23 protein-coding genes are annotated in these 24,810 nt (G+C 64.1%); 18 read left to right on the top strand and 5 right to left on the bottom strand.

The window, feature by feature from the left end:
- Positions 1 to 255 precede the first annotated feature (255 nt).
- Together JN279_RS26430 and JN279_RS26425 are read left to right on the top strand one after the other, a co-directional pair.
- The gene (locus JN279_RS26430; protein WP_096456765.1) at positions 256 to 1,116 is read left to right on the top strand and encodes a TIGR01459 family HAD-type hydrolase; all 861 of its coding nucleotides are present in this window, start codon (positions 256 to 258) and stop codon (positions 1,114 to 1,116) included.
- 6 nt (positions 1,117 to 1,122) lie between these two features.
- The gene (locus JN279_RS26425) at positions 1,123 to 2,103 is read left to right on the top strand and encodes a bifunctional riboflavin kinase/FAD synthetase (RefSeq protein ID WP_202350669.1); all 981 of its coding nucleotides are present in this window, start codon (positions 1,123 to 1,125) and stop codon (positions 2,101 to 2,103) included.
- A gap of 1 nt (position 2,104) precedes the next feature.
- Here the strand turns inward: JN279_RS26425 and JN279_RS26420 are convergent, their stop codons facing one another.
- The gene (locus JN279_RS26420) at positions 2,105 to 2,659 is read right to left on the bottom strand and encodes an HdeD family acid-resistance protein (protein ID WP_096459132.1); all 555 of its coding nucleotides are present in this window, start codon (positions 2,657 to 2,659) and stop codon (positions 2,105 to 2,107) included.
- 228 nt (positions 2,660 to 2,887) lie between these two features.
- Between JN279_RS26420 and JN279_RS26415 the strand changes: the two genes are divergently transcribed.
- The 3 genes from JN279_RS26415 to JN279_RS26405 all read left to right on the top strand — a co-directional run bounded on the left by JN279_RS26415 (position 2,888) and on the right by JN279_RS26405 (position 7,874).
- Entirely contained in the window at positions 2,888 to 3,658 is a 771-nt protein-coding gene (locus JN279_RS26415) for a MipA/OmpV family protein (RefSeq protein ID WP_244734157.1), read from the top strand.
- Positions 3,659 to 3,945: 287 nt separating this feature from the next.
- The gene (ileS, locus tag JN279_RS26410; protein ID WP_202350668.1) at positions 3,946 to 6,927 is read left to right on the top strand and encodes an isoleucine--tRNA ligase; all 2,982 of its coding nucleotides are present in this window, start codon (positions 3,946 to 3,948) and stop codon (positions 6,925 to 6,927) included.
- 272 nt (positions 6,928 to 7,199) lie between these two features.
- Positions 7,200 to 7,874 carry a hypothetical protein gene (locus JN279_RS26405; RefSeq protein WP_096456773.1) on the top strand — a complete coding sequence of 225 codons (675 nt, stop codon included), beginning with the start codon at positions 7,200 to 7,202 and terminating at the stop codon, positions 7,872 to 7,874.
- Positions 7,875 to 7,915: 41 nt separating this feature from the next.
- Here the strand turns inward: JN279_RS26405 and JN279_RS26400 are convergent, their stop codons facing one another.
- Positions 7,916 to 8,365, bottom strand: coding sequence for a nucleoside deaminase (locus JN279_RS26400; protein ID WP_096456775.1), 450 nt, complete (start codon positions 8,363 to 8,365; stop codon positions 7,916 to 7,918).
- 294 nt (positions 8,366 to 8,659) lie between these two features.
- On the opposite strand from JN279_RS26400, the gene JN279_RS26395 reads away from it, so the two are divergent.
- From JN279_RS26395 to JN279_RS26375, 5 genes are all read left to right on the top strand, one after another.
- Complete coding sequence (locus tag JN279_RS26395; RefSeq protein ID WP_096456777.1) at positions 8,660 to 10,645, top strand: pseudouridine synthase; 1,986 nt, start codon at positions 8,660 to 8,662, stop codon at positions 10,643 to 10,645.
- Complete coding sequence (rsmD, locus tag JN279_RS26390) at positions 10,642 to 11,196, top strand: 16S rRNA (guanine(966)-N(2))-methyltransferase RsmD (protein WP_096456779.1); 555 nt, start codon at positions 10,642 to 10,644, stop codon at positions 11,194 to 11,196. Before JN279_RS26395 ends, rsmD begins: the two co-directional genes overlap by 4 nt.
- Before the next feature lie 213 nt (positions 11,197 to 11,409).
- A complete protein-coding gene (locus JN279_RS26385; protein WP_202350667.1) occupies positions 11,410 to 12,798 on the top strand; it encodes a M16 family metallopeptidase in 1,389 nt (462 codons plus the stop codon).
- Between the two features lie 77 nt (positions 12,799 to 12,875).
- Complete coding sequence (locus JN279_RS26380; RefSeq protein ID WP_202350666.1) at positions 12,876 to 14,198, top strand: M16 family metallopeptidase; 1,323 nt, start codon at positions 12,876 to 12,878, stop codon at positions 14,196 to 14,198.
- A complete protein-coding gene (locus JN279_RS26375; protein ID WP_096456783.1) occupies positions 14,195 to 15,058 on the top strand; it encodes a patatin-like phospholipase family protein in 864 nt (287 codons plus the stop codon). Before JN279_RS26380 ends, JN279_RS26375 begins: the two co-directional genes overlap by 4 nt.
- A gap of 13 nt (positions 15,059 to 15,071) precedes the next feature.
- Here the strand turns inward: JN279_RS26375 and JN279_RS26370 are convergent, their stop codons facing one another.
- The gene (locus JN279_RS26370) at positions 15,072 to 15,608 is read right to left on the bottom strand and encodes a dihydrofolate reductase family protein (protein ID WP_096456785.1); all 537 of its coding nucleotides are present in this window, start codon (positions 15,606 to 15,608) and stop codon (positions 15,072 to 15,074) included.
- A 166-nt stretch (positions 15,609 to 15,774) separates the two neighbouring features.
- On the opposite strand from JN279_RS26370, the gene JN279_RS26365 reads away from it, so the two are divergent.
- Positions 15,775 to 16,674, top strand: coding sequence for an HNH endonuclease (locus tag JN279_RS26365; RefSeq protein WP_096456787.1), 900 nt, complete (start codon positions 15,775 to 15,777; stop codon positions 16,672 to 16,674).
- 42 nt (positions 16,675 to 16,716) lie between these two features.
- Here the strand turns inward: JN279_RS26365 and efp are convergent, their stop codons facing one another.
- Positions 16,717 to 17,286, bottom strand: a complete 570-nt coding sequence (efp, locus tag JN279_RS26360; RefSeq protein ID WP_096456789.1) for an elongation factor P — start codon at positions 17,284 to 17,286, stop codon at positions 16,717 to 16,719.
- Between the two features lie 114 nt (positions 17,287 to 17,400).
- On the opposite strand from efp, the gene epmA reads away from it, so the two are divergent.
- From epmA to lpxK, 7 genes are all read left to right on the top strand, one after another.
- On the top strand, positions 17,401 to 18,447 hold the full coding sequence (gene epmA / locus JN279_RS26355; protein ID WP_202350665.1) for an EF-P lysine aminoacylase EpmA: 1,047 nt from the start codon (positions 17,401 to 17,403) through the stop codon (positions 18,445 to 18,447).
- Between the two features lie 155 nt (positions 18,448 to 18,602).
- Positions 18,603 to 19,946 carry a TldD/PmbA family protein gene (locus JN279_RS26350; protein WP_096459138.1) on the top strand — a complete coding sequence of 448 codons (1,344 nt, stop codon included), beginning with the start codon at positions 18,603 to 18,605 and terminating at the stop codon, positions 19,944 to 19,946.
- A complete protein-coding gene (locus JN279_RS26345; protein ID WP_096456793.1) occupies positions 19,933 to 20,748 on the top strand; it encodes a 3'(2'),5'-bisphosphate nucleotidase CysQ in 816 nt (271 codons plus the stop codon). Before JN279_RS26350 ends, JN279_RS26345 begins: the two co-directional genes overlap by 14 nt.
- A gap of 76 nt (positions 20,749 to 20,824) precedes the next feature.
- Complete coding sequence (locus tag JN279_RS26340; protein ID WP_095202347.1) at positions 20,825 to 21,070, top strand: DUF4170 domain-containing protein; 246 nt, start codon at positions 20,825 to 20,827, stop codon at positions 21,068 to 21,070.
- A gap of 5 nt (positions 21,071 to 21,075) precedes the next feature.
- On the top strand, positions 21,076 to 21,867 hold the full coding sequence (locus tag JN279_RS26335; protein ID WP_096459141.1) for a lysophospholipid acyltransferase family protein: 792 nt from the start codon (positions 21,076 to 21,078) through the stop codon (positions 21,865 to 21,867).
- A complete protein-coding gene (waaA, locus tag JN279_RS26330; RefSeq protein WP_202350664.1) occupies positions 21,864 to 23,180 on the top strand; it encodes a lipid IV(A) 3-deoxy-D-manno-octulosonic acid transferase in 1,317 nt (438 codons plus the stop codon). The genes JN279_RS26335 and waaA overlap by 4 nt, the downstream gene beginning before the upstream one ends.
- A gap of 1 nt (position 23,181) precedes the next feature.
- Positions 23,182 to 24,207: a tetraacyldisaccharide 4'-kinase gene (gene lpxK / locus JN279_RS26325; protein ID WP_202350663.1), complete on the top strand. Its 1,026-nt coding sequence runs from the start codon at positions 23,182 to 23,184 to the stop codon at positions 24,205 to 24,207.
- A 124-nt stretch (positions 24,208 to 24,331) separates the two neighbouring features.
- Here lpxK and JN279_RS26320 read toward each other — a convergent pair whose 3' ends face one another.
- A complete protein-coding gene (locus JN279_RS26320; RefSeq protein WP_096456798.1) occupies positions 24,332 to 24,565 on the bottom strand; it encodes a DUF2093 domain-containing protein in 234 nt (77 codons plus the stop codon).
- Positions 24,566 to 24,810 lie beyond the last annotated feature (245 nt).

The raw sequence follows: 24,810 nt of genomic DNA, 5'->3' as shown, positions 1-24,810 counted from the left end.
ACCGCTAACCATCCAACGGCCGCGGCCCTGATGCCGTCCAGAAAAACGTCTGCCGACGCAGGACTTGGGCATATCGGGCTGACAAATAACAGGGATAAGGCGGAGCTCATGGTCGTCCAGTCCAACTCTCATTGATCAATTGACGAGACCGTCAGGTGAAAGCTGGTGACAGCATGGATCGGTTCGGATAATTCGAACCCGCTGTGGCGAACCGTCGGCCGCGGCGCTCGCAACGCTCATATTGAAGGACACGGCATGGCGGATTCGCCTGAAATCGTCGGCTCGCTCGAAGACGTCTCGAAAGCCTATTCGGCAATTCTTTGCGATGTCTGGGGTGTCGTGCACAACGGCGAATGGCATTTTCCCGCGGCCGCGGCGGCGCTGGCCAAGGCGAGGGCAGCCGGTATTCCCGTTGTCCTCATCACCAACTCGCCCCGCCGCAACGCCGATGTCGTGGCTCAGATGAGCGCAATCGGCGTTCCGCCGTCAGCCTACGACCGTGTGGTGACCTCGGGCGACGTGACCCGTGACCTGATCGCGGAGGGCCCACGCAAGGTTTTCCACATCGGCGCCGACCGCGACCTGACCCTCTATGACGGCCTCGATGTCGATCTCGTCGAGGAATTCGAGGCCGCCGGCGTTGTCTGCACCGGGCTGTTCAACGACGAGGTCGAGAAGCCTGAGGATTATGCGGAAATGCTGCGCCGATTGCGGGCCAGGAACCTGCCGTTCATCTGCGCCAACCCCGATATCATGGTGGAGCGCGGCGAACGGATCATCTGGTGCGCCGGTGCCCTGGCGCGCGACTATGCCCAGCTCGGCGGCCGCACGCTGATCGCCGGAAAGCCCTACGCGCCTGTATATGACGTGGCGATGAAGGAGGTGGCGGAGCTGCTTGGCCGGCCGGTTGAACGTTCTCGGATATTGGCCATCGGCGACGGGATGATGACCGATGTGAAGGGCGCGGCCGACAATGGTTTCGACGTTCTCTATGTCTCCGGCGGCATTCATGCCCGCGACTACGGCGATGCATCCCGGCCGGATCCGGCAAAGCTCGGGCTCTTCCTGGAACGGCACGGCTATCGTCCGGTGGCCGTCATGGTCAGACTGCAGTAGGTGGCAATGGTAGCCTTCCAGCATCTCTCGGCAACCGCGCCGCTGCCCGCCGATGTGCGTGGCGGCGTTGTCGCGATCGGCAATTTCGATGGCGTCCACCGTGGTCATCAGGCGGTGCTCGAACGGGCGCTGGCCGAGGCTGTGCGGCGTGACGTGCCGGCCCTGGTGCTGAGCTTCGAACCGCATCCGCGAAAGGTCTTCAGGCCTGACATGCCGTTGTTCGTGCTGACGCCGCCGCCGATGAAGGCGCGGCTCTTGTCGTTGCTGGGCTTTGCCGCGCTCGTCGAGCAGCCGTTCACGCGCGACTTCGCCGCGCTGTCGGCGGAAGCGTTCATCACCGACGTGCTGGAGAGGACGCTCGGTATCACCCACGCTGTGACTGGTTTCGATTTCCATTTCGGCAAGGACCGCCAGGGCGGACCGGCTTATCTGATGGCAGCCGGCGAACGCCATGGCTTTGGCGTCACGCTTGTCGACGCCTTTCGCGACGAGGGCGCCGAGGTGGTTTCATCGAGCCGGATCCGGGCCTTGCTCTGCGATGGCGAGGTGAGCGAGGCCGCCGGTCTGCTCGGCTATCGCTTCACGGTGGAGAGCGAGGTCGTCGGCGGCCAGCAACTCGGACGGACGCTCGGCTTTCCCACGGCGAATATGCGGCTTCCCGCGGAAGCCACCCTCAAGGAAGGGATCTATGCCGTCCGCTTCCGGCGCGCCGACGGCACGTTGCATGACGGCGTCGCCTCCTTCGGCCGCCGCCCGACCGTTGACGACAATGGCGCACCGCTTCTGGAAACCTTCGTCTTCGATTTTTCCGGCGATCTCTATGGCGAGACCTGTGAGGTCTCGTTCTTCGGCTTCCTGCGCAGCGAGATCAAATTCGACGGGCTCGATGCCTTGGTGGTGCAGATGAAGCGCGATGAAGCCGAAGCACGCGCGCTGCTTGCCAGCGTCAAGCCGCTATCCGGTCTGGACGCTTCGGTGGCGTTCTGAGCTACTTCTTCAGCGCAAGGCCGACCGCGATGAAGGTCCAGCCCTGGAAGATCAGGTCGATCGCCAGGAACAATCCGAGCACCCATAGGCTGTTGACCGGCCAACCCATGGCGATGATTAAGCCAGCAACCACGCTGATGATACCCGCCGCGACGATCCAGCCCCAGCCCTGTTGCGGGCGGTGACTGTAGCCGACCCAGACCCGCAGCGCGCCGGAAGCGACGAGCGCAACGGCCAGCAGGAAGGTCAGCACCGCCGAGGCCAGCAGCGGATTGTCGAAAGCGAAAAATCCGGCGACCGCGTAAAGCAGTCCGCTGAGCAGCCAGTAGAAGAAGCGGCCCCAGGTTTTGACCCCGAAAGCATGCATGATCTCGATGATGCCGGCCACCAGCATCAGCCAGCCGACGACATAGACGGAAGCCACCGTGGCGATGAACAGATTGCCGAAGGCAATGCCGCCGAGGATCAGCAGCAACACGCCCAGACCGACGAACCATCCCCATTTTGCTCGGGTCTCCCCGATCGCGTTCTTCAGTGTATCGCCGTGCAAGGTCATGTCGCCACCTCCGTCGAGGACCGCCAGCATGCAACGAAGTTAGCTCCGGTGCCTGTCCGCGTCCAGCCGGGGCGGCCCGATGGTGCAGCCAATTCGAGGCGGATGTCTCGGCCTTAAATCAAATTTTACCAAAGCCTCGTCAAAGCTGTCACCGAAGGACAGTTGTATCGTGTTAGTGGAGTGGCCATGAGTCCGGTCGGGAAGATTTCTGCAGCCTTGGCTACTTTAATGCTGGCCACGTCAGGCGCGGCCGAGGCCGGCGACGGCGCTTTCGGCTGGCTATCCGGCGACTGGTATCTGACGGTTGGCGCCACTGGCCTGATCGCGCCCAATTTCGAGGGCGGCAAGCAATACATGCTGAGTGCCCAGCCCATCATCTCCTTGGGCAAGGCGGGCCTCCAGGCACGCTTCACCTCGCGCAACGACAACATTTCGCTGGCGCTGGTCGATGACGGCAGCGTCCGCGCCGGCCTGACCGGCAAGTTCCTGTTCTCACGCGATGACGGCAATGCCGACGAGCTCAAGGGTCTCGATCCGGTCCGCTGGGGCGGCGAAGTCGGCGGCTTCTTCGAATTCTACCCGACGGACTGGATGCGCGCGCGCGCCGAGTTGCGGCATGGCATCCGTGCCCATAACGGCTTTGTCGCCGATATCGCCGCCGACGCCTTCTATGATGTGACGCCAACCGTCAGGATTTCGGGTGGTCCGCGCGTGTCCTTTGCCTCGGCCAACTATTTCGACGCTTATTATGGCGTCAACGCACAGGAAGCCGTGGCCTCGGGCCTGAGCCAATACAATCCCGGTAGCGGCCTGAAATCCGTCGGTCTCGGCGGCGCGGTGACCTGGAAGGTGACCGATCCGATGACCGCCAGCCTGTTTGGCGAATATTCACGCCTGGAAGGCCCGGCGGCCGATTCCAGCCTGGTCAGGGAGCGCGGCGACCGCAACCAGTTCATGGTCGGTGTGTCGACCACCTATCGCTTCGACTTCAAGATGTAAGCGAATCGAACGAGACGCTTTATTCCTGCGCCTATCTCCGCTAAAAGCCACGCCATGATGAGCTTTTCGCGCCTTTTCGCGATCGCGATACGAATTACTGGCCCGGTGTTCCGGGTGGCCTGAGCGCCGCCGGAGCCGCCGGGAGTTTCGCGCGCGCCCTCGCGCTTTTTCCAGATCATCGACGCATATCGCCCAAAAGTGGGTCCGGTTTTGGGAAAACGATATGCGTCAACCAAAGACTTCAACGCCCGGGCTTTGTGCCGACGGGTTACCCAGATGGCAGATCAATGACCGACACTGTTGAAACGATCGACTATTCCAAGACGCTTTACCTGCCGCAGACGGATTTCCCGATGCGCGCCGGCTTGCCCGAGAAGGAACCAGTGCTGGTCAAGCGCTGGCAGGACATGGACCTCTACCGCAAGCTGCGCGAGAGTGCCGCCGGCCGCACGAAATATGTGCTGCATGACGGCCCGCCCTACGCCAACGGCAACATCCATATCGGCCATGCGCTGAACAAGATCCTCAAGGATGTCATCACCCGCTCGTTCCAGATGCGCGGCTATGATTCCAACTATGTGCCCGGCTGGGACTGCCACGGCCTGCCAATCGAATGGAAGATCGAGGAGCAGTACCGCGCCAAGGGCAAGAACAAGGACGAGGTGCCGGTCAACGAGTTCCGCAAGGAATGCCGTGAATTCGCCGCGCACTGGATCTCGGTGCAGGGCGGCGAGTTCCAGCGGCTCGGCGTCATCGGCGACTTCAAGAACCCCTATACGACGATGGCCTTCCACGCGGAGTCGCGCATCGCCGGCGAATTGCTGAAATTCGCCATGTCGGGCCAGCTCTATCGCGGCTCGAAGCCGGTGATGTGGAGCGTCGTCGAGCGCACCGCATTGGCCGAGGCCGAGATCGAGTACCAGGACTATGAGTCCGATACGATCTGGGCGAAGTTTCCGGTGGCCAATCTCGTCGTTGCCAGTGTCGTGGATGGGCAGCCGGCGGAACTCAATCCGGACCTGAGCGGGCGGTCGCTGGATTTGCTGGATGCCCATGTCGTCATCTGGACGACGACGCCGTGGACCATCCCGGGCAACCGCGCCGTCAGCTATTCGCCGCGCGTCGCCTATGGGCTGTACGAGGTGACGGCGGCCGAGAATGCGTTTGGCCCGCAGCCGGGTGAGAAGCTGATCTTCGCCGACGCCCTTGCCGAGGACAGCCAGGCCAAGGCCAAGGTCACCTTGAAGCGCCTTCACGGCGTCAGCGCCGAACAGCTTGGAAATCTTGTGCTTTCGCACCCCTTCAAGGGTCTCGGCGGCGGCTACGAGTTCCCGGTGCCGATGATCGCGGGCGATCACGTGACCGACGATGCCGGTACCGGCTTCGTCCACACCGCGCCCAGCCATGGCCGCGAGGATTTCGACGCCTGGATGGACGCGGCGCCCCAATTGCGCGCACGTGGCGTTGATACCGTGATCCCCTTCACGGTCGACGATGCCGGCTTCTTCACCAAGGAGGCACCGGGCTTCGGGCCGGACCGCGAGGGCGGGGCCGCGCGTGTCATTGACGACAACGGCAAGAAGGGCAACGCCAACCAGGCGGTCATCGACGAGCTGATCAAGCGCAACGCGCTGTTCGCGCGCGGCCGCCTGAAGCACAGCTACCCGCATTCCTGGCGGTCGAAGAAGCCGGTCATCTTCCGCAACACGCCGCAATGGTTCGTCTACATGGACAAGGACCTCGGCGACGGCACGACGCTGCGCAGCCGCGCCTTGAAGGCCATCGACGACACGCGCTTCGTGCCGGCCGCCGGCCAGAACCGCATCCGCGCCATGATCGAGGAGCGCCCCGACTGGGTGCTGTCGCGCCAGCGCGCCTGGGGTGTGCCGATCGCCGTCTTCGCCGATGAGGACGGCAACGTGCTGAAGGACGAGGCGGTCAACCAACGTATCATGGACGCCTTCGAGGAAGAGGGCGCCGATGCCTGGTTCGCGGCGAACGCCAAGGAACGCTTCCTCGGCAACCATGATGCTTCCAAATGGAAGCAGGTGATGGACATCCTCGACGTCTGGTTCGATTCGGGCTCGACCCATGTCTTTACGCTGGAGGATCGGCCCGACCTGAAGTGGCCGGCCGACGTCTATCTCGAAGGCTCCGACCAGCATCGCGGCTGGTTCCACTCCTCGCTGCTCGAAAGCTGCGGCACCAGGGGCGGGGCGCCTTACGACACCGTCGTCACCCACGGCTTCACCATGGACGAAGACGGACGCAAGATGTCGAAGTCGCTTGGCAACACGGTGGTGCCGCAGGACGTCATCAAGCAGTCCGGCGCCGACATCCTGCGCCTGTGGGTGGTGACGACGGACTATTGGGAAGATCAGCGGCTCGGCAAGAACGTGCTGCAGACCAACATCGACGCCTACCGCAAACTGCGCAACACCATCCGCTGGATGCTGGGCACGCTCGCCCATGACGATGGCGAGACCGTGCCGCTGGAAGCGATGCCGGAGCTGGAGCGGCTGATGCTGCATCGGCTGGCCGAACTCGATGAGGTGGTGCGCCAGGGCTACGATGCCTTCGAGTTCAAGCGCGTCACCCGCGCGCTCATCGATTTCATGGTGGTCGAGCTGTCGGCCTTCTATTTCGACATCCGCAAGGACGCGCTCTACTGCGACGCACCGTCGAGCGTGAAACGCAAGGCCTCGGTTCAGGTGGTGCGCCATCTGTTCGAATGTCTGGTGAAATGGCTGGCGCCGATGCTGCCCTTCACCATGGAAGAGGCCTGGCTCGACCGGCATCCCGATGCCGTGTCGGTGCATCTCGACCAGTTTCCGGAAATCCCGGCGGGCTGGAAGAATGAGGCGCTGGCGGAAAAATGGCGCAAGGTCAGGCAGGTGCGCCGCGTCGTCACCGGCGCGCTCGAGATTGCGCGTGCCCAGAAGGTGATCGGCTCCTCGCTGGAGGCGGTGCCGGTCGTCACCATCAACGACGCGACGCTCGAGGCAGCGATAGCGGACGTCGACATGGCCGAGATGGCGATCACCAGCGATCTCGTCATTGTCCGAGGCAAGGTGCCGGAAGGCGCCTTCACGCTCGACGATGTCAAGGGCGTCGCCGTTGTTGTCGAGAAGGCGGAGGACCGCGGCCTGGTCAAATGCGCGCGTTCCTGGCGCTACACGGCCGATGTCGGACAGGATCCTGCATTTCCCGATGTCTCGGCGCGCGACGCCGCCGTGCTGCATGAGCTGAAGGCGCTCAGCCGGCTTTAGGTGCATGTCGTCCAAAAGCATGCCCTCGGGGCCTGACCCTAGGGTGTGCCGCGGTTTTAGGAAAACGACATCCACCCGATCAATAGTGCACAAATGCCACGCCGGGCGGTGCAAATCCGCCCGTGCGTTGCCCTTAACGAGTGGTTGAGGTAAACACGCGAAACTCCGGAAGACAAATTGTCGCCGGATTTCCGTCGCAAGTGCTTGGACGATGGGGATCGGTCATAAGACCGGTGGCGATCGAGAGGCTGTCTAGAGTGGGACTTTTTGGCATGACCGAGAGATATAACGCGCGCCTTGCGCTGCTGGCGCCGCTTTTCGCATCGGGCCTTGCTTTATCCGGCTGCATGGGTTCTCCGACCTACGGAACCGATAAGACCGCGGCCGAACAGCTGGCCGGCGATCTCACCGGCGCCGTTTCCTTCGCGCCCAAACACAAGGACCCGATCGACTACAAGCCGCGCCCCACCTTGGTGAAGCCAGCTCCCGGACAGAAGGACGCGCTGCCTGCACCGCAGGAAAGCATCGAAACGGCAAGCGCCGAATGGCCCGAATCGCCCGAGCAGCGCCGCGCGCGGCTGCGCGCTGACGCCACGGCCCACCAGAATGATCCGAGCTATCAGGCTGAGATCGTCGATGATGTGCAGACCGATCCGGCCTCGGTGAAAAAGGCGATGGCGGATTCAGGCTCCAGCCACCCGCCGGCATGGACGCCCGCGGACTCCGACAAGGGCCGCGCCGCCGAAATCCAGCGTCGTCTTGCAGAGGGCAAACAGGGCGATCCCAACACCCGCAAATACCTGAGCGAACCACCCTTGGCCTACCGTGTCGCGTCCGACACAGCGCCGCAGAACGAACTCGGCGAGGACGAATACAAGAAGGAGCGCCGCCTGAAGAAGCAGGCGGAAGGCAAGAAGGGCTGGTTTGACTGGTTGCCGTCCCTCTAAGAACGGCCACGCCGCCCCCTTACGGAGGGGCATGGCGTGGTTCAGTCACGACGTTCCTTGAAAAAATCCTTCAGCAGCAGGGCCGCTTCGGTCTCGCCCATGCCCGGATAGACGTCTGGCGTATGGTGGCAAGTCGGCGAGGCGAAGAAGCGTACGCCATTGACGACCGCACCGCCCTTTTCGTCGGCGGCGCCGAAGTAAAGCCGGCGCAACCTGGCGAAGGAAATGGCGCCGGCACACATCGCGCAAGGCTCCAGCGTCACATAGAGATCGTGGCCGGTGAGCCGTTCGGCCGAGAGTTTCCCACAGGCTTCGCGGATCACCAACATCTCGGCATGCGCCGTCGGATCGGCAAGCTCGCGGGTGCGGTTGCCGGCTTTTGCAAGGACCGTGCTGCCGCTGGCGATGACGGCGCCGACCGGCACTTCGCCGCGCAAGCCAGCCGCTTCGGCCTCTTTTAGCGCCAGCGCCATGAAATCCGGCCGCTTCACGCTGGTTCCATTCCTATTATCTCCTCGCCACTCCAGGCTTTTGGTTTTCGTTTGTCTTTTCGGGAAAACCAGTCTCCACTTTTCGCTGACAAACTCTGATGATCCTGTTTTTCAGGGAAAACCGGTTTCCACTTTTCCCTGACAAACTCTGGCGATCCTGTTATTGAGCGCATCAACCCGAAAATCGGACTCGATTTTCGGAAATGATCATGCGCCAAATCAAAGTGCACCAGCGTTCGTTGCGCGCCCGAAAGGATGCGCCACGCTGTAGCAGCGCAAACGGACAAAGGCCACATGGACGACAACGACAAGAAATCTCCGCGCCAAAAAGGCCCGGGCAAGAAACCTGCGGCTCCGCGAGGCGGCGGCAAGCCATCCTTCGGCGCCAAGAAACCTTACGCGCCGCGCGGCGATCGGCCGATGGCCGCCGAGGGCGAACGCCCAAAGCGCGACTTCAAGGGCGGCGACAAGCCGTTCAGCAAGGGGCCACGCCCAGCGGGCAAGCCCTATGAAAAGCGCGAAGGGCCACGCAAGCCCTACGCGCCGCGCGGCGACCGTCCGATGGCGGCCGAAAGCGAGCGCAAGCCCTATGAGAAGCGCGAAGGACCGCGCAAGCCCTACGCGCCGCGTGGCGACCGTCCGATGGCGGCCGAAGGCGAGCGCAAGCCCTATGAGAAGCGCGAAGGACCGCGCAAGCCCTACGCGCCGCGCGGCGACCGCCCGGTTGCCGCTTCGGCGGAGGGTGGTGAAAAGCGTTTCGACCGTCCCAAGCGTGATTTCGGCGATCGTCCGAAGCGTGACTTTTCTGACCGTCCCAAGCGCGACTTCAGTGATCGCCCGAAGCGTGACTTCGGTGATCGGCCGCAAGCGGCATCGGGCGGCGGCTTCAAGCCGCGCCCACGGCCCGCCGAGGCCACGGAAGAGGCCGGCGAGCGCATCGCCAAGCGGTTGGCGCGCGCCGGCCTTGCCTCGCGCCGCGACGCCGAGGAATTGATTGCGGCCGGCCGCGTCAAGGTCAACGGTCGTGCTCTGACTTCGCCGGCTTTCAATGTCATGCCTGGCGACATCATCCATCTCGACGGCATGGAGATCCCGCCGATCGAACGCACGCGCCTGTTCCTGTTCCACAAGCCGGCCGGCGTCGTCACCACCAACCGCGATCCCGAGGGCCGCAAGACGGTCTTCGACGTGCTGCCGGCCGAATTGCCGCGGCTGATGACCATTGGCCGGCTCGACATCAACACCGAAGGCCTGCTGCTGCTCACCAATGATGGCGGCCTGTCGCGCGTGCTAGAACTGCCGGCCACCGGCTGGCTGCGCCGCTACCGCGTGCGCGTCCACGGCAAGGTCGAGGAAAGCGCGCTCGCCGGCCTGCGTGAAGGCATTGCCGTCGACGGCGTCTTCTATGGCGCCATCGAGGCCAGCCTCGACCGCGAGCAGGGCTCCAATGCCTGGCTGACGATCGGTCTGCGCGAAGGCAAGAACCGTGAGGTCAGGAACATCCTCGGTGCGCTCGGCCTCGACGTGACGCGGCTGATCCGCATCTCCTACGGCCCATTCCAGCTCGAGGATCTTCCCGAGGGCCATGTGCTGGAGATCAAGGGCCGCGTGCTGCGCGACCAGCTGGGCGAGCGCCTGGTGGAGGAATCCGGCGCCAATTTCGACGCCGAGATAACAAAGCCGTTTTCCAACAAGCCGGTGCGGCGCACTGAAGTTCGCGAACCAGAACCCGAACGGCCGAAATTCACACGCGACGGCGAGCGCCGGCCGATCGGCGAGGGCGGGCTGATCAAGAACCGCAAGCGCCGCGAAGGCAGCCGCGATGAGGCACTCGGCAAGTTGTCGACCAGTCCCGACAGAGCCGAGAGGCCGGAAAAGAGCTTTGGCGAACGCGGCCCGAGGCCCGAACGCGGCGGCTTTGGCGACAAACCCCGTGGCAGTTTCGGCGACAAGCCGCGTGGTGGCTTCGGCGACAAGCCTCGCGGTGGTTTTGGCGGCAAGAAAACCGAGCGCGAGCAGCGGCCGATCGAGCCGCCCGGCCAGCGCAAGGCCAATGTCTGGATGGCGCCCGGTGCTAGGCCGATCGGCAAGGGCAGGGCGGAAGCCGACGCCGCCAAGGCGGCGGACGCCAAGGCGCGCAAGGCCTCGTTCAAGCCGTCCTATGGCAAGCCCGCTGGCAAACCGGGCGGCGCGAAGCCGTTCGGCAAGCCACGTGGCGAGCGTCCGGCCGGTGGCGGTGAACGGCCGCGCGGCGGCCCCAAGGGTCCCCGCACAAGATGAGAATCGTCGGCGGTGAGTTTCGTGGGCGTCCGCTGGCGACGCCCCGCAGCAGCGCCATCCGTCCGACGACCGACCGCACCCGCGAGGCCGTCTTCAACGTGCTGGCGCATCGCTTTGCCGAGCATTTGGACGGCGCGCGCGTGCTGGACCTGTTTGCCGGCACCGGCGCGCTTGGTCTGGAAGCGCTGTCGCGCGGCGCGTCCTATGGCGTCTTCATCGAGGAATCGGCCGAAGGCCGCGGCCTGATCCGCGACAATGTCGAGGCCTTTGGCCTGACCGGACGCACCAAGATTTTTCGCCGCGACGCCACCGGCCTTGGCGAGGCGGGCACGCTGGCGCCATTCGGTCTCGTCTTCGCCGACCCGCCCTATGGCAAGGGACTTGGCGAGCGCGCCTTGCAGTCGGCGAAGGCCGGCGGCTGGCTGCGGCCCGGCGCGCTGTGCGTGGTCGAGGAGACCGCGGCGGTTCCCTTCGAGCCGGGCCCAAGCTTTGCCGTGCTGGATGAGCGCAACTATGGCGAGACCATCATCCGTTTCATCGAGGCTGCCTGATACGCCTGCGTTGCGGCGGCCTCTTTGCCGCCGCCTTTGCCGGCAACAACAATTCACTTTGCTTGTCGCCTGCACCTTGCCCTATCGTCGTACCCAAGCAATTCCAGGAAAAGTGTTATGCGGTTTTCCGTCCGGAATTGCGTCAGAACAAAGAGACAGAGCAGTTCAGCGTTTCCGTGAAACGGTGAACTGCTCTACAAACCGGAGCCATTGATGACATTTCAGGCTGAATGGCTGCAGGGAACACTGCTGGCAACGTCGCTGGCCTTCACGCTCACCGGCTCCGCGCTGGCAGATAGCGCCGTGCCGCCCAACACCAAGTCGGCCGAGTTCAAGGTGACGGATTTCCTGCTCGACAACGGCATGGAGGTGGTCGTCATCCCTGATCACCGCGCGCCAATCGTCACCCATATGGTGTGGTACAAGATCGGCAGTGCCGACGAGCCGCCCGGCAAATCCGGCATCGCCCATTTCTTCGAACATCTGATGTTCAAGGCGACGACACATCATGCGGCCGGCGAGTTCGACCGCGCCGTCTCCGACATTGGCGGCTCCAACAACGCTTTCACCTCCTACGACTACACCGCTTTCCACGAGACGGTGGCGCCGTCGGCGCTCGAGCAGATGATGGGCTTCGAGGCCGACCGCATGCGCAACCTCATCCTCACCGACGATGTCATCAAGACCGAGCGCGATGTCATCCTCGAGGAGCGCCGCTCGCGCATCGACAACAATCCGCAGGCGGTGCTCGACGAGGAAGTCGATGCCACGCTCTGGCAAAACCAGCCCTATCGCATCCCCGTCATCGGCTGGATGCAGGAGATGGAACAGCTGAACCGCATCGACGCCACCGCCTTCTATGACAAATACTATCGGCCCAACAACGCCGTGCTCATCGTGGCCGGCGATGTCGAACCCGCCATGGTCAAGGCGCTGGCCGAAAAAACCTATGGCAAGGTAGCGCGCGGCCCGAACCTGCCGCCGCGCATCCGCCCGGTCGAGCCGGAGCAGAACACCAAACGCACCGTCACGCTCTCCGACGCCCGCGTCAGTGTGCCGAGTTTCTCGACGCAATGGGTGGTGCCATCCTACCACACCGCCAAGCCGGGCGAGGCCGAAGCGCTTGACCTCCTGGCCGAAATCCTCGGCGGCGGCAACCGCAGCCGGCTCTACCAGGCCCTGGTCGTCCAGCAAGGCATCGCTTCCAGCGCCGGTGCGTATTTCCAGGGCACCATGCTCGACGACACCAATTTCACCGTCTATGGCGCGCCGCGCGGCGACGCCAAGCTCGCCGACGTTGAGGCCGCGGTCGATGCGGAGGTGGCGCGCATCGCCAGCGGCGGCGTCACGGCGGACGAGCTCGAAAAGGCCAAGGACCGCTATGTCAGGTCGATGGTCTTTGCCCGCGACAAGCAGGATTCCATGGCCGAAATCTATGGCTCGACCCTCGCCACCGGCGGCAATGTGCAGGACGTCCAGCAATGGCCTGACCGCATCCGCAAGGTCACGGCGGACGAGATCAAGGCCGTCGCCGCGCGCTATTTGGTGCTCGCCCGCTCGACCACTGGCTATCTCTTGCCGCAGCAACAGGCGGGGAATTGATGATGAACTCGATGCATATGCGCGAGGCAGTGAAAGCGGGTGACCTTCTCCCCTTGGCGGACAAGGAAAGACCGCGCGTGGGCGCCGCCCTCGCGACCCTCTTCCTCTCCATCCTCTTCCTGGTCCTGCCCGCACTAGCCGCCCGCGCCATGGACATCCAGCAGGTCACCTCGCCAAAAGGCATCACTGCCTGGCTGGTCGAGGATTATTCGGTCCCGATCGTCGCCGTCCGCTTCGTCTTCGATGGCGGCTCGACGCAGGATCCGGTGGGCAAGGAGGGTCTGGCCAATCTGATGACCGGCCTGTTCGACGAGGGCGCCGGGCCGCTCGATTCGGAAGCCTTCCAGATCAGGCTCGACGATGCCGGCGCCGAGATGAGTTTCGAGGAGACCCGTGACGGCGTCTATGGCTCCATGCGTATGCTGGCCGAACAGCGCGACGAGGCGTTCGACCTGTTGCGGCTGGCGGTCAACGAGCCGCGCTTCGATCAGGCGCCGATCGACCGCATCCGCGCCCAGATCCTGTCCGGCATCATCGCCAACGAGAACGATCCCGACACGGTGGCGCAGCACAAATGGGCGCGCGCCATCTATGGCGACCACCCCTATTCGCGCTCCGACCAGGGCTCCAGGCAGAGCATCGCCGCGATCACGCAGGACGATCTGAAAACCCTGCACAAGGCGGTCTTCGCGCGCGGCGGCCTGCATGTCGCCGTGGTCGGCGCCATCGACGCCGAGACCCTGAAGAAAAAGCTGGACATGGTGTTCGGCGACCTGCCCCAGAAACAGGCGCTCACCCCGGTCGCCGATGTCGAGCCGAAGCTCGCACAGCGCCTCGAGGTCAATTACGACCTGCCGCAGACTTCGCTGCAACTCGCCTGGCCGGGCGTGAAACGCAAGTCGGCGGATTTCTTCCCCGCCGTGCTGATGAACGAGATCCTTGGCGGCGGCACCTTTACCTCGCGCCTTTACCAGGAGGTGCGCGAAAAGCGCGGGCTGGCCTATGGCGTCAACTCCTCGCTGGTCAACCAGGACCATGCCGACGCGCTGATCGTCACCACCGGCACGCGTTCCGACCGCGTGGCCGAGACACTCGGCATTGTCCGCGACGTCGCCAGGCAGTTGGCTGAGGATGGCCCGACCGAGGCTGAGCTCGCGGCAACCAAGAAATACCTGATCGGCGCCTATGCCATCAGCAATCTGGACTCTTCGAGTTCCATCGCCGCGACGCTGGTCGAATTGCAGCTTGACGATCTCGGCATAGACTACATGCAGCGCCGCGCCGGTTACATCAACGCGGTGACGCTCGACCAGGTCAAGGCGGCGGCGAAAAAGCTGCTGACCGCCGAGCCGACCATCATGGTGGTCGGGCCGCCGCTGGCCGGAGCCGGCAAGGGATGAGCCCGACCTTCGGCATAGCTTTCGGCGGCGGCGGTGCGCGCGGTTTGGCGCATATCCATGTCATCGAGGCGCTGGACGAACTCGGCATAAAGCCGGTGGCGATCGCCGGCTCGTCGATAGGCGCCATCATGGGCGCCGGCATGGCCGCCGGCATGACCGGCAGGGACATCCACGACTATGCCCGCTCGATTCTCGGCCGCCGCGCCGAAGTGGCGAGCCGCATGTGGCGCGCCCGGCCGGGCACCATCGCCGAAGCCATGCAGAACGGCATCCGCGTCAGCCAGTTCAATGTCGAGCGCATCCTCAAGGCGTTTTTGCCCGAGGCCATTCCCGAAACCTTCGCCGAACTGAAAATCCCGCTGAAGGTGACGGCGACCGACTATTTCGGCCACAAGCTCGCCGTGTTCGACGAAGGCGACCTGCATTCCGCGCTGGCCGCCTCGGCTGCCATTCCCGCCGTCTTCCGCCCGGTGACGCGCGACGGCAGGCTGCTGATCGATGGCGGCATCTACAACCCCGTGCCGTTCGATCTCATAGAGAACGACGCCGACATCATCATCGGCGTTGACGTCGTCGGCGCGCCGGAAGAGGCCGACCGCAAGCATCCCACCTCCGTCGACCTGATGTTCGGCGCCACGCAGCTGATGATGCAGTCGATCATCGCCAACAAGTTGAAACAATGCCGCCCCGACATATTGGTCCGCCCGGCGGTGTCAAAATACCGCGTCCTCGATTTCCTGAAGATCGACGCCCTGATGAACGAGACGGCGGATATCAAGGATCAGTTGAAGCGGGAAGTGGCGAGAGTGGTGGAGGCGCGCGCTGCCATCAAGGGGAGGCGAGGGAAGAAGGCCGGTTGAGTGGTGGGGTCGGCTAAGACTTCGCTGGCGCGTACTCCAGCGCAACAACGCCATTGCTGAACGGCGTGGCCGAAATCAGCTCGAGCGGTACTTGTTCGCTTGGTGGGAACAGCGGCTTGCCCTGGCCGACGGCGCCGGGATAGCTGAGCAGCCTGACGCGGTCGACCAGCCCGTGGCGCAGCAATTCCTGTGCGACGCTGAGGCTGCCATGCACATAGATGTTGCCGCCGCTGCCTTGCTTCAGCGTCCTCACCGCATCCGACAACGCACCCTTGAGGAGTTCGGCCGGTTTCCAGTCGAGCGCCTTCAAACTCGTCGATGCAACGTATTTCGGCAGCGCGTTGAACCGGTCGGCAAAATCTCCGGTTTCCTTGGGCCATGAGCCGGCAAAAATCTCATAGGTCTTGCGTCCCAGAAGCATGGCGCCGCTGTCGGCAAGTTCATCTTCCTTGAACCTGTTCATCTCGTCATTCCAGGTCACGCCGGGCAATTTTTCGACCTCGGCAACACCATCGACGCTGATGAATTCGGTGACGATGAGTTTTCTCATGGCGTTCTCCTCTTCGCTCAAAGGACGAACTGGATGAGCCTTTTGCTACAGGCCCTGAAAAATCCGGGTGGTTTGTCGCAGAAGGGGTTTCTCTGGCCTAAGCTAGGCACCAAGTCGAATTTTGGTGCTACATCTCAGCGGATATTTCCAAAGCTACAGGAAGATCATGGGATTCGGGGTCTTCATCCACCGCTCAGATTCGATCTACGATGACAGCCCCGCTGAGCGATATCAGTTCCCCAGCCAGTATCTGCGCCGTGTGGAAGCATGCGTTGGCGATTGGATCATCTACTATGAACCTAGCAAAGTAGACGATACCCGTGGCTATTTCGCTCTGGCCAAAGTCCAGGAAGTTATCCCTGACCCTGTCGCGCCTGGTATGTATCTCGCTTTGATTGAGCCGGGGTCGTACCTCGATTTCGCCAATCCCGTTCCATTCAATGGGATGGACGGGCTCGTTGAGCGAGGTTTGCTTAACGACCAGGGACGGATTTCCGGCCGCGCTCAATCGGCCGTACGACCGATCAGCCCGAGCGACTTCAACCACATTCTCGATCTGGGCCTTGACGCCCGTGAGCCGTTGCTGCCACGCGTCGATGAAATCGGCATTTCATCCGGATTTCAGGATGAAGAGGCGCCATTCCAGTTCGAGCACAGCCGCGACCGCATAAGTTACATCGGATCGCGAATCGTGCGGGACCGCATTTTCCGCCGCATCGTCTTGCGCGCCTATGATGAGCGCTGCGCAATCACGGGACTGAAGTTGATAAATGGCGGTGGTCGGGCAGAAGTTGCCGCGGCACATATTCGGCCCGTCGAAGCGAACGGGCCCGATGTCGTCAACAACGGGCTCGCACTATCAGGGACCGCGCATTGGATGTTCGATCGCGGATTGATCAGCCTCTCCGACGATCTCGAAATCCTGATTTCGCGGCAGGTCAACGACCTCGAAAGCGTGCAAGGGTTCATAAACAAGACCCGCCGCGCGCTTCCGCCTCGCCGACAGCTCGAACGCCCGCACCCTCATTTCTTGCAATGGCATCGCGAGCACTGCTTCAAGCAGTAAGGCGACGCCCTTCGCTTTGGGATTGGCAGACTTAAGGGCCCCTCAGTCCTTCGCCCGCTCCACATAAGACCCATCGGCCGTCATCACCACCACGCGGGTGCCGGGCGCGATGTGGGGTGGCACGGCTGTGCGCACGCCGTTGGAGAGCACGGCGGGCTTGTAGGAGGACGAGGCCGTCTGGCCCTTGGTCGTCGGTTCGGTCTCGACCACTTCGAAAGTGGCGCGCTGCGGCAGGACCAGGGAGATCGCGATGCCGTTGAACTGCGAGACCTGCACCGGCATGCCTTCCTGCAGATAGGGGGCTGCGTCGCCGACCACGGCTTCGCTCACCGCCACCTGATCGTAGGTTTCCGGGTTCATGAAGTGATAGCCTTCACCATCGGCGTAGAGGAAGGTGTGCTCGCGCTCCTCGACATAGGCGCGCTCAACCTGCTCTGTGGTGCGGTAGCGCTCCGAAACCTTCACCCCGTCGCCGATGCGGCGCATGTCGAGCTGCGTCACGGGTGTGCCCTTGCCTGGGTGGATGTTTTCGGCAAAGAGGATCACATAAAGCTTGCCGTCCTTGTCGACGACATTGCCTTTGCGGAGCGAACTGGCGATGACTTTCACCACGGTTTTTTATCCTGCGAGAGTTGACGGGCGTTTGCCGGCTTGTGCGGCGCTGGTAGCGCATCTTGGCGCGAACCGCCAGCCCCTAAGGCGCGCCAGCATGCCTTCAAATCGCTCATGACCGCCGCTTCGCCCTGGTGGACGCCTGACGTTCACGCCGACCGCCGCCCGCGCCTGATGCTGCGCAACAGCCTCACCGCTGCGCTGCGCGACTGGTTTGCCCGCAATGATTTCATTGAGGTGGAAACGGCGGCGCTGCAGGTCTCGCCCGGCAATGAGGCGCATCTGGCGGCCTTCGCCACGGAGGCGGTCGGGCCGGATGGCGCGCGTTCGCCGCTTTATCTCCACACTTCGCCGGAATTCGCCTGCAAGAAGCTGCTCGCGGCCGGTGAACAGCGCATTTTCAGTCTTGGTCCGGTCTGGCGCAACCGCGAGCGCGGCCCTTTGCACCATCCCGAATTCACCATGCTCGAATGGTACCGGGTGGGCGAGACCTATGAGAGCCTGATGCGCGATTGCGCCGATCTGCTGGCGCTGGCCGCGACGAGGGCAGGGGCGCCGCGCTTTTCCTTCCGGGGCCGCGACTGCGATCCGCTCAGTGAGCCGGAGCGGCTGACAGTGGCTGACGCTTTCTCGCGCCATGCCGGCATCGACCTCCTGGCCACGGTCGCCGCCGATGGCGGCACGGATCGGGACGCGCTCTACGCCGCCTTGACGAAGGCCGGCCTGCGCACGGCACCCGACGACAGCTGGGCCGACCTGTTCAGCCGGGTGATGGTGGAAAAGATCGAACCCAATCTCGGCATCGGCCGCGCGACCATCCTGTGCGAATATCCGGTGGCCGAGGCGGCACTTGCCCGGCCAAGCCTCAGGGATTCACGTGTCGCCGAGCGTTTCGAGCTCTATTGTTGCGGCGTCGAGCTCGCCAACGGCTTTGGCGAACTGACCGATGCCGAGGAGCAGCGCCGGCGCTTCATCCTCGAGATGGACGAGAAAGAGCGCATCTATGGCGAGCGCTATCCGCTGGACGAAGATTTCCTCGCCGCCCTTGCCATCATGCCGCAGGCCAGCGGCATCGCGCTCGGCTTCGACCGCTTGGCGATGCTGGCGACCGGAGCGCAAAGGATCGAGGATGTCATCTGGACGCCTGTGGCCGCGTCCTGAGACAACCAAAACGCTCGCGCCGCCCTTCTTTTGCCCGTCTTGAGCCACAGGCAATCACTCCATTGTTTCGGGCCTTCGCCATTGCACAAGCCGGATCGGGACAATAGATGGGTGGGCGCGGCCGCAAGCTGGCCGCGACGAGCAGGATCACAGGCATGGCCGACACATCAGACGCTAAAAAACTGACCGACCGCGTCGCGGCGCTGGTCGAGGCCGCCAAAAAGGCAGGCGCCGATGCCGCCGACGCAGTGGCCGTGCGCGGCCGTTCGACGGGCGTGTCCGTGCGGCTCGGCAAGGTCGAGGCCACCGAATCGTCCGAGGCAGAGGATGTTTCGTTGCGCGTCTTCGTCGGTCAGCGCGTGGCGAGCGTCTCGGCCACCGCCGCGTCCGACCCGCGCTCGCTTGCCGAGCGCGCCGTTGCGATGGCGAAAGTCTCGCCCGAGGATCCCTATCAGGGTCTCGCCGATCCGGCGCTGCTGGCGAAACGAACGCGCGATCTCGACCTGTTCGACGCCACCGAAGTCTCCGCCGATCAGCTGAAGGAAGCCGCCCTTGCGGCGGAAGCGGCCGCCCTTGCCGTCAAGGGCGTGACCAATTCGGCCGGCGCCAGTGCCGGTGCTGGCCTTGGCGGCATGGTGCTGGCCACTTCGCACGGCTTCCTCGGCCACTATGTCGGCTCGCGTTTCTCGCGTTCGGCCAGTGTCATTGCCGGCGAGGGCACCGGCATGGAGCGCGACTATGAATTCTCCTCGCGCCAGCATTTCGCCGATCTCGACGCGCCTGATGACATCGGCCGCAAGGCTGGCGAACGCGCTGTGCGCCGCCTCGGCGCGCGCAAGGCGGCGACTGGGCCGGTCGACGTGGTGTTCGACCCGCGCGTGGCGCGCGGCATCGCCGGCCACATTGCCGGTGCCATCAACGGCGCCTCCGTCGCGCGCAAAACCTCGTTCCTGCGCGACATGATGGGCAAGCAGGTGGCCGCATCCGCCATTACGGTCACCGACGAGCCGCTCAGGCCGCGTGGCCAGGCCTCGCGTCCGTTCGATGGCGAGGGCGTCGAGGGCGAGAGGCTACTCATGGTCGAAAAGGGCGTGCTCAACCATTGGTTCCTGTCGACCTCGGCCGCGCGCGAACTGGGATTGATCACCAACGGGCGCGGATCGCGCAGCGGCTCTTCCGTTTCACCGTCCTCCACCAATCTCGCCATCGAGCCGGGCGAACGCTCGCCGGGCGACTTGATCAAATCGCTCAAGACCGGCTTCTACGTCACCGAAGTGTTCGGCCAGGGCGTCGACATGGTGACCGGCGAATACAGCCGCGGCGCCTCCGGCTTCTGGATCGAGAATGGCGAACTGGCCTATCCGGTCGCCGAGGTCACCATCGCCTCGAACCTGAAGACCATGTTCCTCAACATGGTGCCGGCCAACGACCTCGACCGCAATTTCGGCACCGCTGCGCCAACTCTGCTGATCGAAGGGATGACCCTTGCCGGAGCATGAGCTGACCGCTGCCGGTGCCTCCTCGGGCGCCATCGGGGATCTGCCGCTGCTGCGCGACGCCGCCCGCGAGGCGGGTCTCATCGCCATGCGCTACTTCGGCAACAGCCCGCAGGTCTGGATGAAGGGCGGCACCTCGCCGGTCAGCGAAGCCGATCATGCGGCCGACGCCTATCTGCGTCGCACGCTGCTGGCGGCACGGCCCGACTATGGCTGGCTGTCGGAAGAGACGGTCGATGACCCGGTGCGGCTTTCGGCGCGCCGCACCTTCGTCGTCGATCCGATCGATGGCACGCGCGGCTTCCTCGAGGGCCAGCGCACCTGGTGCGTCAGCGTCGCTGTCGTCGAACAGGGCCGCACGCTTGCCGGCGTGCTCGAATGCCCGGCAATGGACGAGACCTACTGGGCGCTGCCCGGCCAGGGCGCCTTCCGCAACGGCAAGCGCATCGCGGTGCGCACGCTTGGCGACAAGGCCGAGATTTCCGGGTTGAAGCAGTTGATCGACCTGGTGCCGGCCGGCTGGCAGAAGCGGCTGACGCGGGCACCCTACAGCCCCTCGCTTGCCTACCGCCTGGCGATGATCGCCAATGGCACGCTCGACGCCACCTTCGTCAAGCCGAACGCGCATGATTGGGACATCGCCGCCGCCGATCTCATCCTGGGCGAGGCCGGCGGCCGGTTGCTCGACCCGCATGGCCGCGCGCCGCTCTATGCCGGTGAAGTCACCCGCCACGGCGCGCTCGCCGCCGGCAGCGGTGAATTGCTGGCTGTGCTCGTCGATGTCATCGCCGGGCTGGATGCGTGAAAGCACATTCGCAGGTTCCAAAGTCGGCGGCTTTGGTCTAGACCTGTCACAAACTCACAATATGTGAAGGACCGACATGACCGCGGAAGACGGGAAGAAACAGCTTTTGCATCTGGTGTTCGGCGGCGAACTGAAGAAGCTTGGCGGCACCGAGTTCCGCGATCTCGACGGGCTCGACATTGTCGGCATCTATCCTGACTATCAATCCGCGCACACGGCGTGGAAAGCCAAGGCGCAAGCCAGCGTGGACAATGCCCATATGCGTTATTTCGTCGTTCATCTGCACCGTCTGCTCGACCCCGACAACAAGGCTGTCGGTTGACCTCGATGGAGCATGACCTGGCGAAAGGGCCAGCGAGCGAGGCAACGCCCACCGGCAGGGGCGGCAGCCGCGCGACCAAGGCGTTCTGGCGCAAGGTGCGCGAACCGCTGGCGCAGTCGCGATTCGTCAAGAACGCCATTGCCAGCCTGCTGGCGCAGTTCGTGCGGCTGGTTCGCCTGACCAGCCCTCTGGTTGCCGGATCGGCACGCTTTTCGGGCGGCGCCTATGCCGAATTCGAGCCCGGCATCATCGCTTTGTGGCACGGCCAGCATCTTTTGACGCCGGCCTATTATCCCAAGCGCAAACCGCTGGTCGCCATGGTGTCGCGCAGTGCCGATGCCGAACTCAATGCGCTGATGCTGGAGAAATTCGGTATCGAGGCGGTGCGCGGTTCGGGCGGGCGTGACAATGCCAGGCATCTCGACAAGGGTGGGGCCAAGGCCCTCATCGCCCTCAAAAAGTCGCTCACCGCAGGCAAGAACGTCGCCATGATCGCAGACATTCCGCACGGCACCCCGCGCGACGCAGGGCTCGGTATCGTTCTCCTGGCGCGCCTCTCGGGCCGGCCGCTGCTGCCGGTCGCCATCGCCACCTCCCGCCGCAAGGTGCTGGAAAAGAGTTGGGACAAGACCACCATCAACCTGCCGTTCGGCCGTTCCGCCGTGACCATCGGCGCGCCGATCTTTGTCGCGGCGGACGCCGACGACGCCGAAATGGAGCGCAAGCGCCAGGAAGTCACCACCGCGCTCAATGCCGCGACCGCCGAGGCCTACCGTCTCGTGGATGGCCGGCGATGAGCGGTCGCTGGGCGCGCACCATGCTGACGGCATACCGTTTCGCCGGTGCCGCGGCCTATCCGCTGGTCGGGCCTTATGTCGCCTGGCGCACCTCGCGCGGCAAGGAGGACCGCAACCGCCGTCGCGAGCGCTACGGCGTCGCCGGCCGGCCGCGCCCTGAGGGGCCCGTCATCTGGATCCATGCCGCGAGCGTCGGCGAGACCATAGCCGTCGTGCCGCTGGTCGAGAGCATTCTCGACTATGGCGTCAACATCGTGCTGACCACAGGCACGGTGACATCGGCCCAGGTTGCCGATGAGCGGCTCGGTGACCGCATCATCCACCAATATGTGCCGCTCGACCTGAAGCCGGCGGTCAGCCGGTTCCTCGACCACTGGCGGCCGGATCTGGCGATCATCGCCGAATCCGAGATCTGGCCGATGACCATCCTCGAGCTTGGCGCGCGCCATGTGCCGCAGGTGCTGGTCAATGGCAGGCTTTCCGATCGCTCGTTCTCTTCGTGGAAGAAGCGCGCCAACATCGCCGAAGCGCTGTTCGAGAACCTGGCCCATGTCGTTGCCCAGTCCGATGTCGACGGCGAGCGTTTTCGCGCGCTTGGTGCCCGGCCGGTCACCGTGTCGGGCAATCTCAAGGTCGACACCAACCCACCGCCGGTCGACGAACGGGTACTGGCCACCTTGCAGCGGCAGATCGGCGGCCGCCCGACCTGGGCGGCGATCTCCACTCATGATGGCGAGGAAGTGGTCGCGGCGGAAGTCCATGCGACGCTGCACAAGCGTCACCACGGCCTGCTGACGATCGTCGTTCCGCGCCATCCCGATCGTGCCGAGGCGCTTGCCGCGCAGATTTCCGGCATGGGGCTGAAGGTCGCGCGGCGCAGCAAGGGCGACCGCATCGGGCCCGACACCGATATCCTGCTCGGCGACACGATCGGCGAGATGGGGCTCTATCTCCGACTGACCGAAATCGCTTTTGTCGGCCGCTCGCTGACCTCCGAGGGCGGGCAGAACCCGCTCGAGCCGGCCATGCTCGACACCGCGGTCCTTGCCGGCCGCAATGTGCAGAATTTCCGCGAGGCCTATCAGCGCCTGATCGACAGCGGTGGCGCCAAGCTGGTGCGCGATCGCGACATGCTGGCCGGTGCCGTCAATTTCCTGCTGACCAACGAAGTCGCGCGGCACGAGATGATGGCGGCGGGGATCGCGACCGTCGATGAGATGCGCGGCGCGCTGGCGCGCACGCTGAAATCGCTCGAACCCTATATCCAGCCGCTGGTCGTCAAGTCGCGCCTGAAGGGCGCCAACGGGCGCTAGCGTGGCCTCCGAAGCACCACCATTCTGGTGGGAAGAGCCGGACTGGAAAGTCCTGGCGCTGTCGCCCCTATCGGCCGTCTATGCGCTTGTCGCCGGCCGCGGCATGCGGCGGGCACGACGCGAGAAGATCGAGGCGCCGGTTCTGTGCGTCGGCAATTTCACCGTCGGCGGCACCGGCAAGACGCCGGTCGCCATCGCGCTCGCCGAACAGGCCAAGCGCATGCAGCTGAAGCCCGGTTTCCTGTCGCGCGGCCATGGCGGCTCCTTCGCCGAGCCGCATGTCGTCGATGCCCATCACGATGCCGCCAAACATGTCGGCGACGAACCGCTGCTTTTGGCCGAACACGCGCCGGTCGCGGTGACGCCGAACCGCGCTGCCGGCGCCCGGCTGCTCATCGAAAAGCACGGCTGCGATTTCCTGATCATGGATGACGGCTTTCAGAGCGCACGCATCCACATCGACTATGCGCTGATCGTGGTCGACGCCCGCTACGGCATCGGCAATGGTCGCGTCATTCCGGGCGGCCCGCTAAGGGCCAAGATCGTTGACCAGTTGGTCTTCACCAGCGGGCTGTTGAAGATGGGCGAGGGCACCGCCGCCGACGCCGTGGTGCGCCAGGCGGCGCGCGCCGGTCGGCCGATCTTCGAGGCGCATACGGAGCCCAGCAGCAAGACAGGGCTTGCCGGCAAGCGGTTCCTGGCCTTTGCCGGCATCGGCCATCCCGACAAATTCTTCGACACGGTGAGGGCGGCCGGCGGCGAGGTGGTTCTCTCAAAGCCCTTTCCGGACCATCATTTCTACGCTGAGGACGAACTCGCCGAACTGGCGGCGACGGCGCGCGCCGAAGGCCTTGGCCTCATCACCACGGCCAAGGACGCTGCCCGGCTGCGCCATGGCGCCTCGCAGGACTTTCTCGACAGGCTCGAGGTGCTGGAAATCGACACGGTTTTCGAGCTCGACCATGTTCCCGAGCGAATCATCGACGAGACGCTGGATGCCTGGCGGCAGCGCAAGCTGAGAGGCTAGAGCAATTCCAGGAAAAGTGTGAAGCGGTTCTCCCGGGAAAAGCGTGTAGCGCTTTCCCTTGGGAATTGCGTCAAAACAAAGAGCTGGAACGGTTCGGCGTTTCCGTGTGAAACGATGAACCGTTCTAGCTCCGCTTGCGCAGCTCCGGATGCATTTCGATTTCGCGGCGCAGCGAGGCGGTGGCGTTGGCGTAAGGCTCCTGCCTGGCGACGCTCCAGTATTTCAGCTCGTCCAGGGGGATGTTTTCCCCGGTCACCGCGCAGCGCACGAACGAGCCGGGGCTGGTGACCTGGAAATCGCCATCGAGATAGCGGATGCGGGCTTCCTTGCCGCCCGGGCCTTCAAAACGGTTCATCATGCGGTGGTGCCGAGGTTCATGCTGATTTCATCGCCACAAATCGCCGGCCAGGTCAAGCATGCGACAAGCCTCGGACAATGCTGAGGCACTAGGACAGGTATGAAAAGCGCTTTTATCGGGGGCATGATGGATATTTCTTCCGCCCGCCTGGCTTCCCTGCTCAAGGAGGCGATGACGCCGCAACCCGTGCCGTTGGCGAAAGCCGATCCGGTCAGGACGGCGCTGGTCAGGGAACTGGTCCAGCC

Source organism: Mesorhizobium sp. 113-1-2, from assembly GCF_016756475.1.
GTDB classification, from domain to species: Bacteria; Pseudomonadota; Alphaproteobacteria; order Rhizobiales; family Rhizobiaceae; genus Mesorhizobium; species Mesorhizobium loti_C.
Note: the sequence above shows the minus strand (reverse complement) of the source record. Positions and strands in the feature narration are given on the sequence as shown.

Coding starts and splice junctions, on each gene's coding strand:
- JN279_RS26430 (WP_096456765.1), top strand. CDS start 256: ATGGCGGATTCGCCTGAAATCGTCGGCTCGCTCGAAGACGTCTCGAAA.
- JN279_RS26425 (WP_202350669.1), top strand. CDS start 1,123: ATGGTAGCCTTCCAGCATCTCTCGGCAACCGCGCCGCTGCCCGCCGAT.
- JN279_RS26420 (WP_096459132.1), bottom strand. CDS start 2,659: ATGACCTTGCACGGCGATACACTGAAGAACGCGATCGGGGAGACCCGA.
- JN279_RS26415 (WP_244734157.1), top strand. CDS start 2,888: ATGCTGGCCACGTCAGGCGCGGCCGAGGCCGGCGACGGCGCTTTCGGC.
- ileS (WP_202350668.1), top strand. CDS start 3,946: ATGACCGACACTGTTGAAACGATCGACTATTCCAAGACGCTTTACCTG.
- JN279_RS26405 (WP_096456773.1), top strand. CDS start 7,200: ATGACCGAGAGATATAACGCGCGCCTTGCGCTGCTGGCGCCGCTTTTC.
- JN279_RS26395 (WP_096456777.1), top strand. CDS start 8,660: ATGGACGACAACGACAAGAAATCTCCGCGCCAAAAAGGCCCGGGCAAG.
- rsmD (WP_096456779.1), top strand. CDS start 10,642: ATGAGAATCGTCGGCGGTGAGTTTCGTGGGCGTCCGCTGGCGACGCCC.
- JN279_RS26385 (WP_202350667.1), top strand. CDS start 11,410: ATGACATTTCAGGCTGAATGGCTGCAGGGAACACTGCTGGCAACGTCG.
- JN279_RS26375 (WP_096456783.1), top strand. CDS start 14,195: ATGAGCCCGACCTTCGGCATAGCTTTCGGCGGCGGCGGTGCGCGCGGT.
- JN279_RS26370 (WP_096456785.1), bottom strand. CDS start 15,608: ATGAGAAAACTCATCGTCACCGAATTCATCAGCGTCGATGGTGTTGCC.
- JN279_RS26365 (WP_096456787.1), top strand. CDS start 15,775: ATGGGATTCGGGGTCTTCATCCACCGCTCAGATTCGATCTACGATGAC.
- epmA (WP_202350665.1), top strand. CDS start 17,401: ATGACCGCCGCTTCGCCCTGGTGGACGCCTGACGTTCACGCCGACCGC.
- JN279_RS26350 (WP_096459138.1), top strand. CDS start 18,603: ATGGCCGACACATCAGACGCTAAAAAACTGACCGACCGCGTCGCGGCG.
- JN279_RS26340 (WP_095202347.1), top strand. CDS start 20,825: ATGACCGCGGAAGACGGGAAGAAACAGCTTTTGCATCTGGTGTTCGGC.
- JN279_RS26335 (WP_096459141.1), top strand. CDS start 21,076: ATGGAGCATGACCTGGCGAAAGGGCCAGCGAGCGAGGCAACGCCCACC.
- waaA (WP_202350664.1), top strand. CDS start 21,864: ATGAGCGGTCGCTGGGCGCGCACCATGCTGACGGCATACCGTTTCGCC.
- JN279_RS26320 (WP_096456798.1), bottom strand. CDS start 24,565: ATGATGAACCGTTTTGAAGGCCCGGGCGGCAAGGAAGCCCGCATCCGC.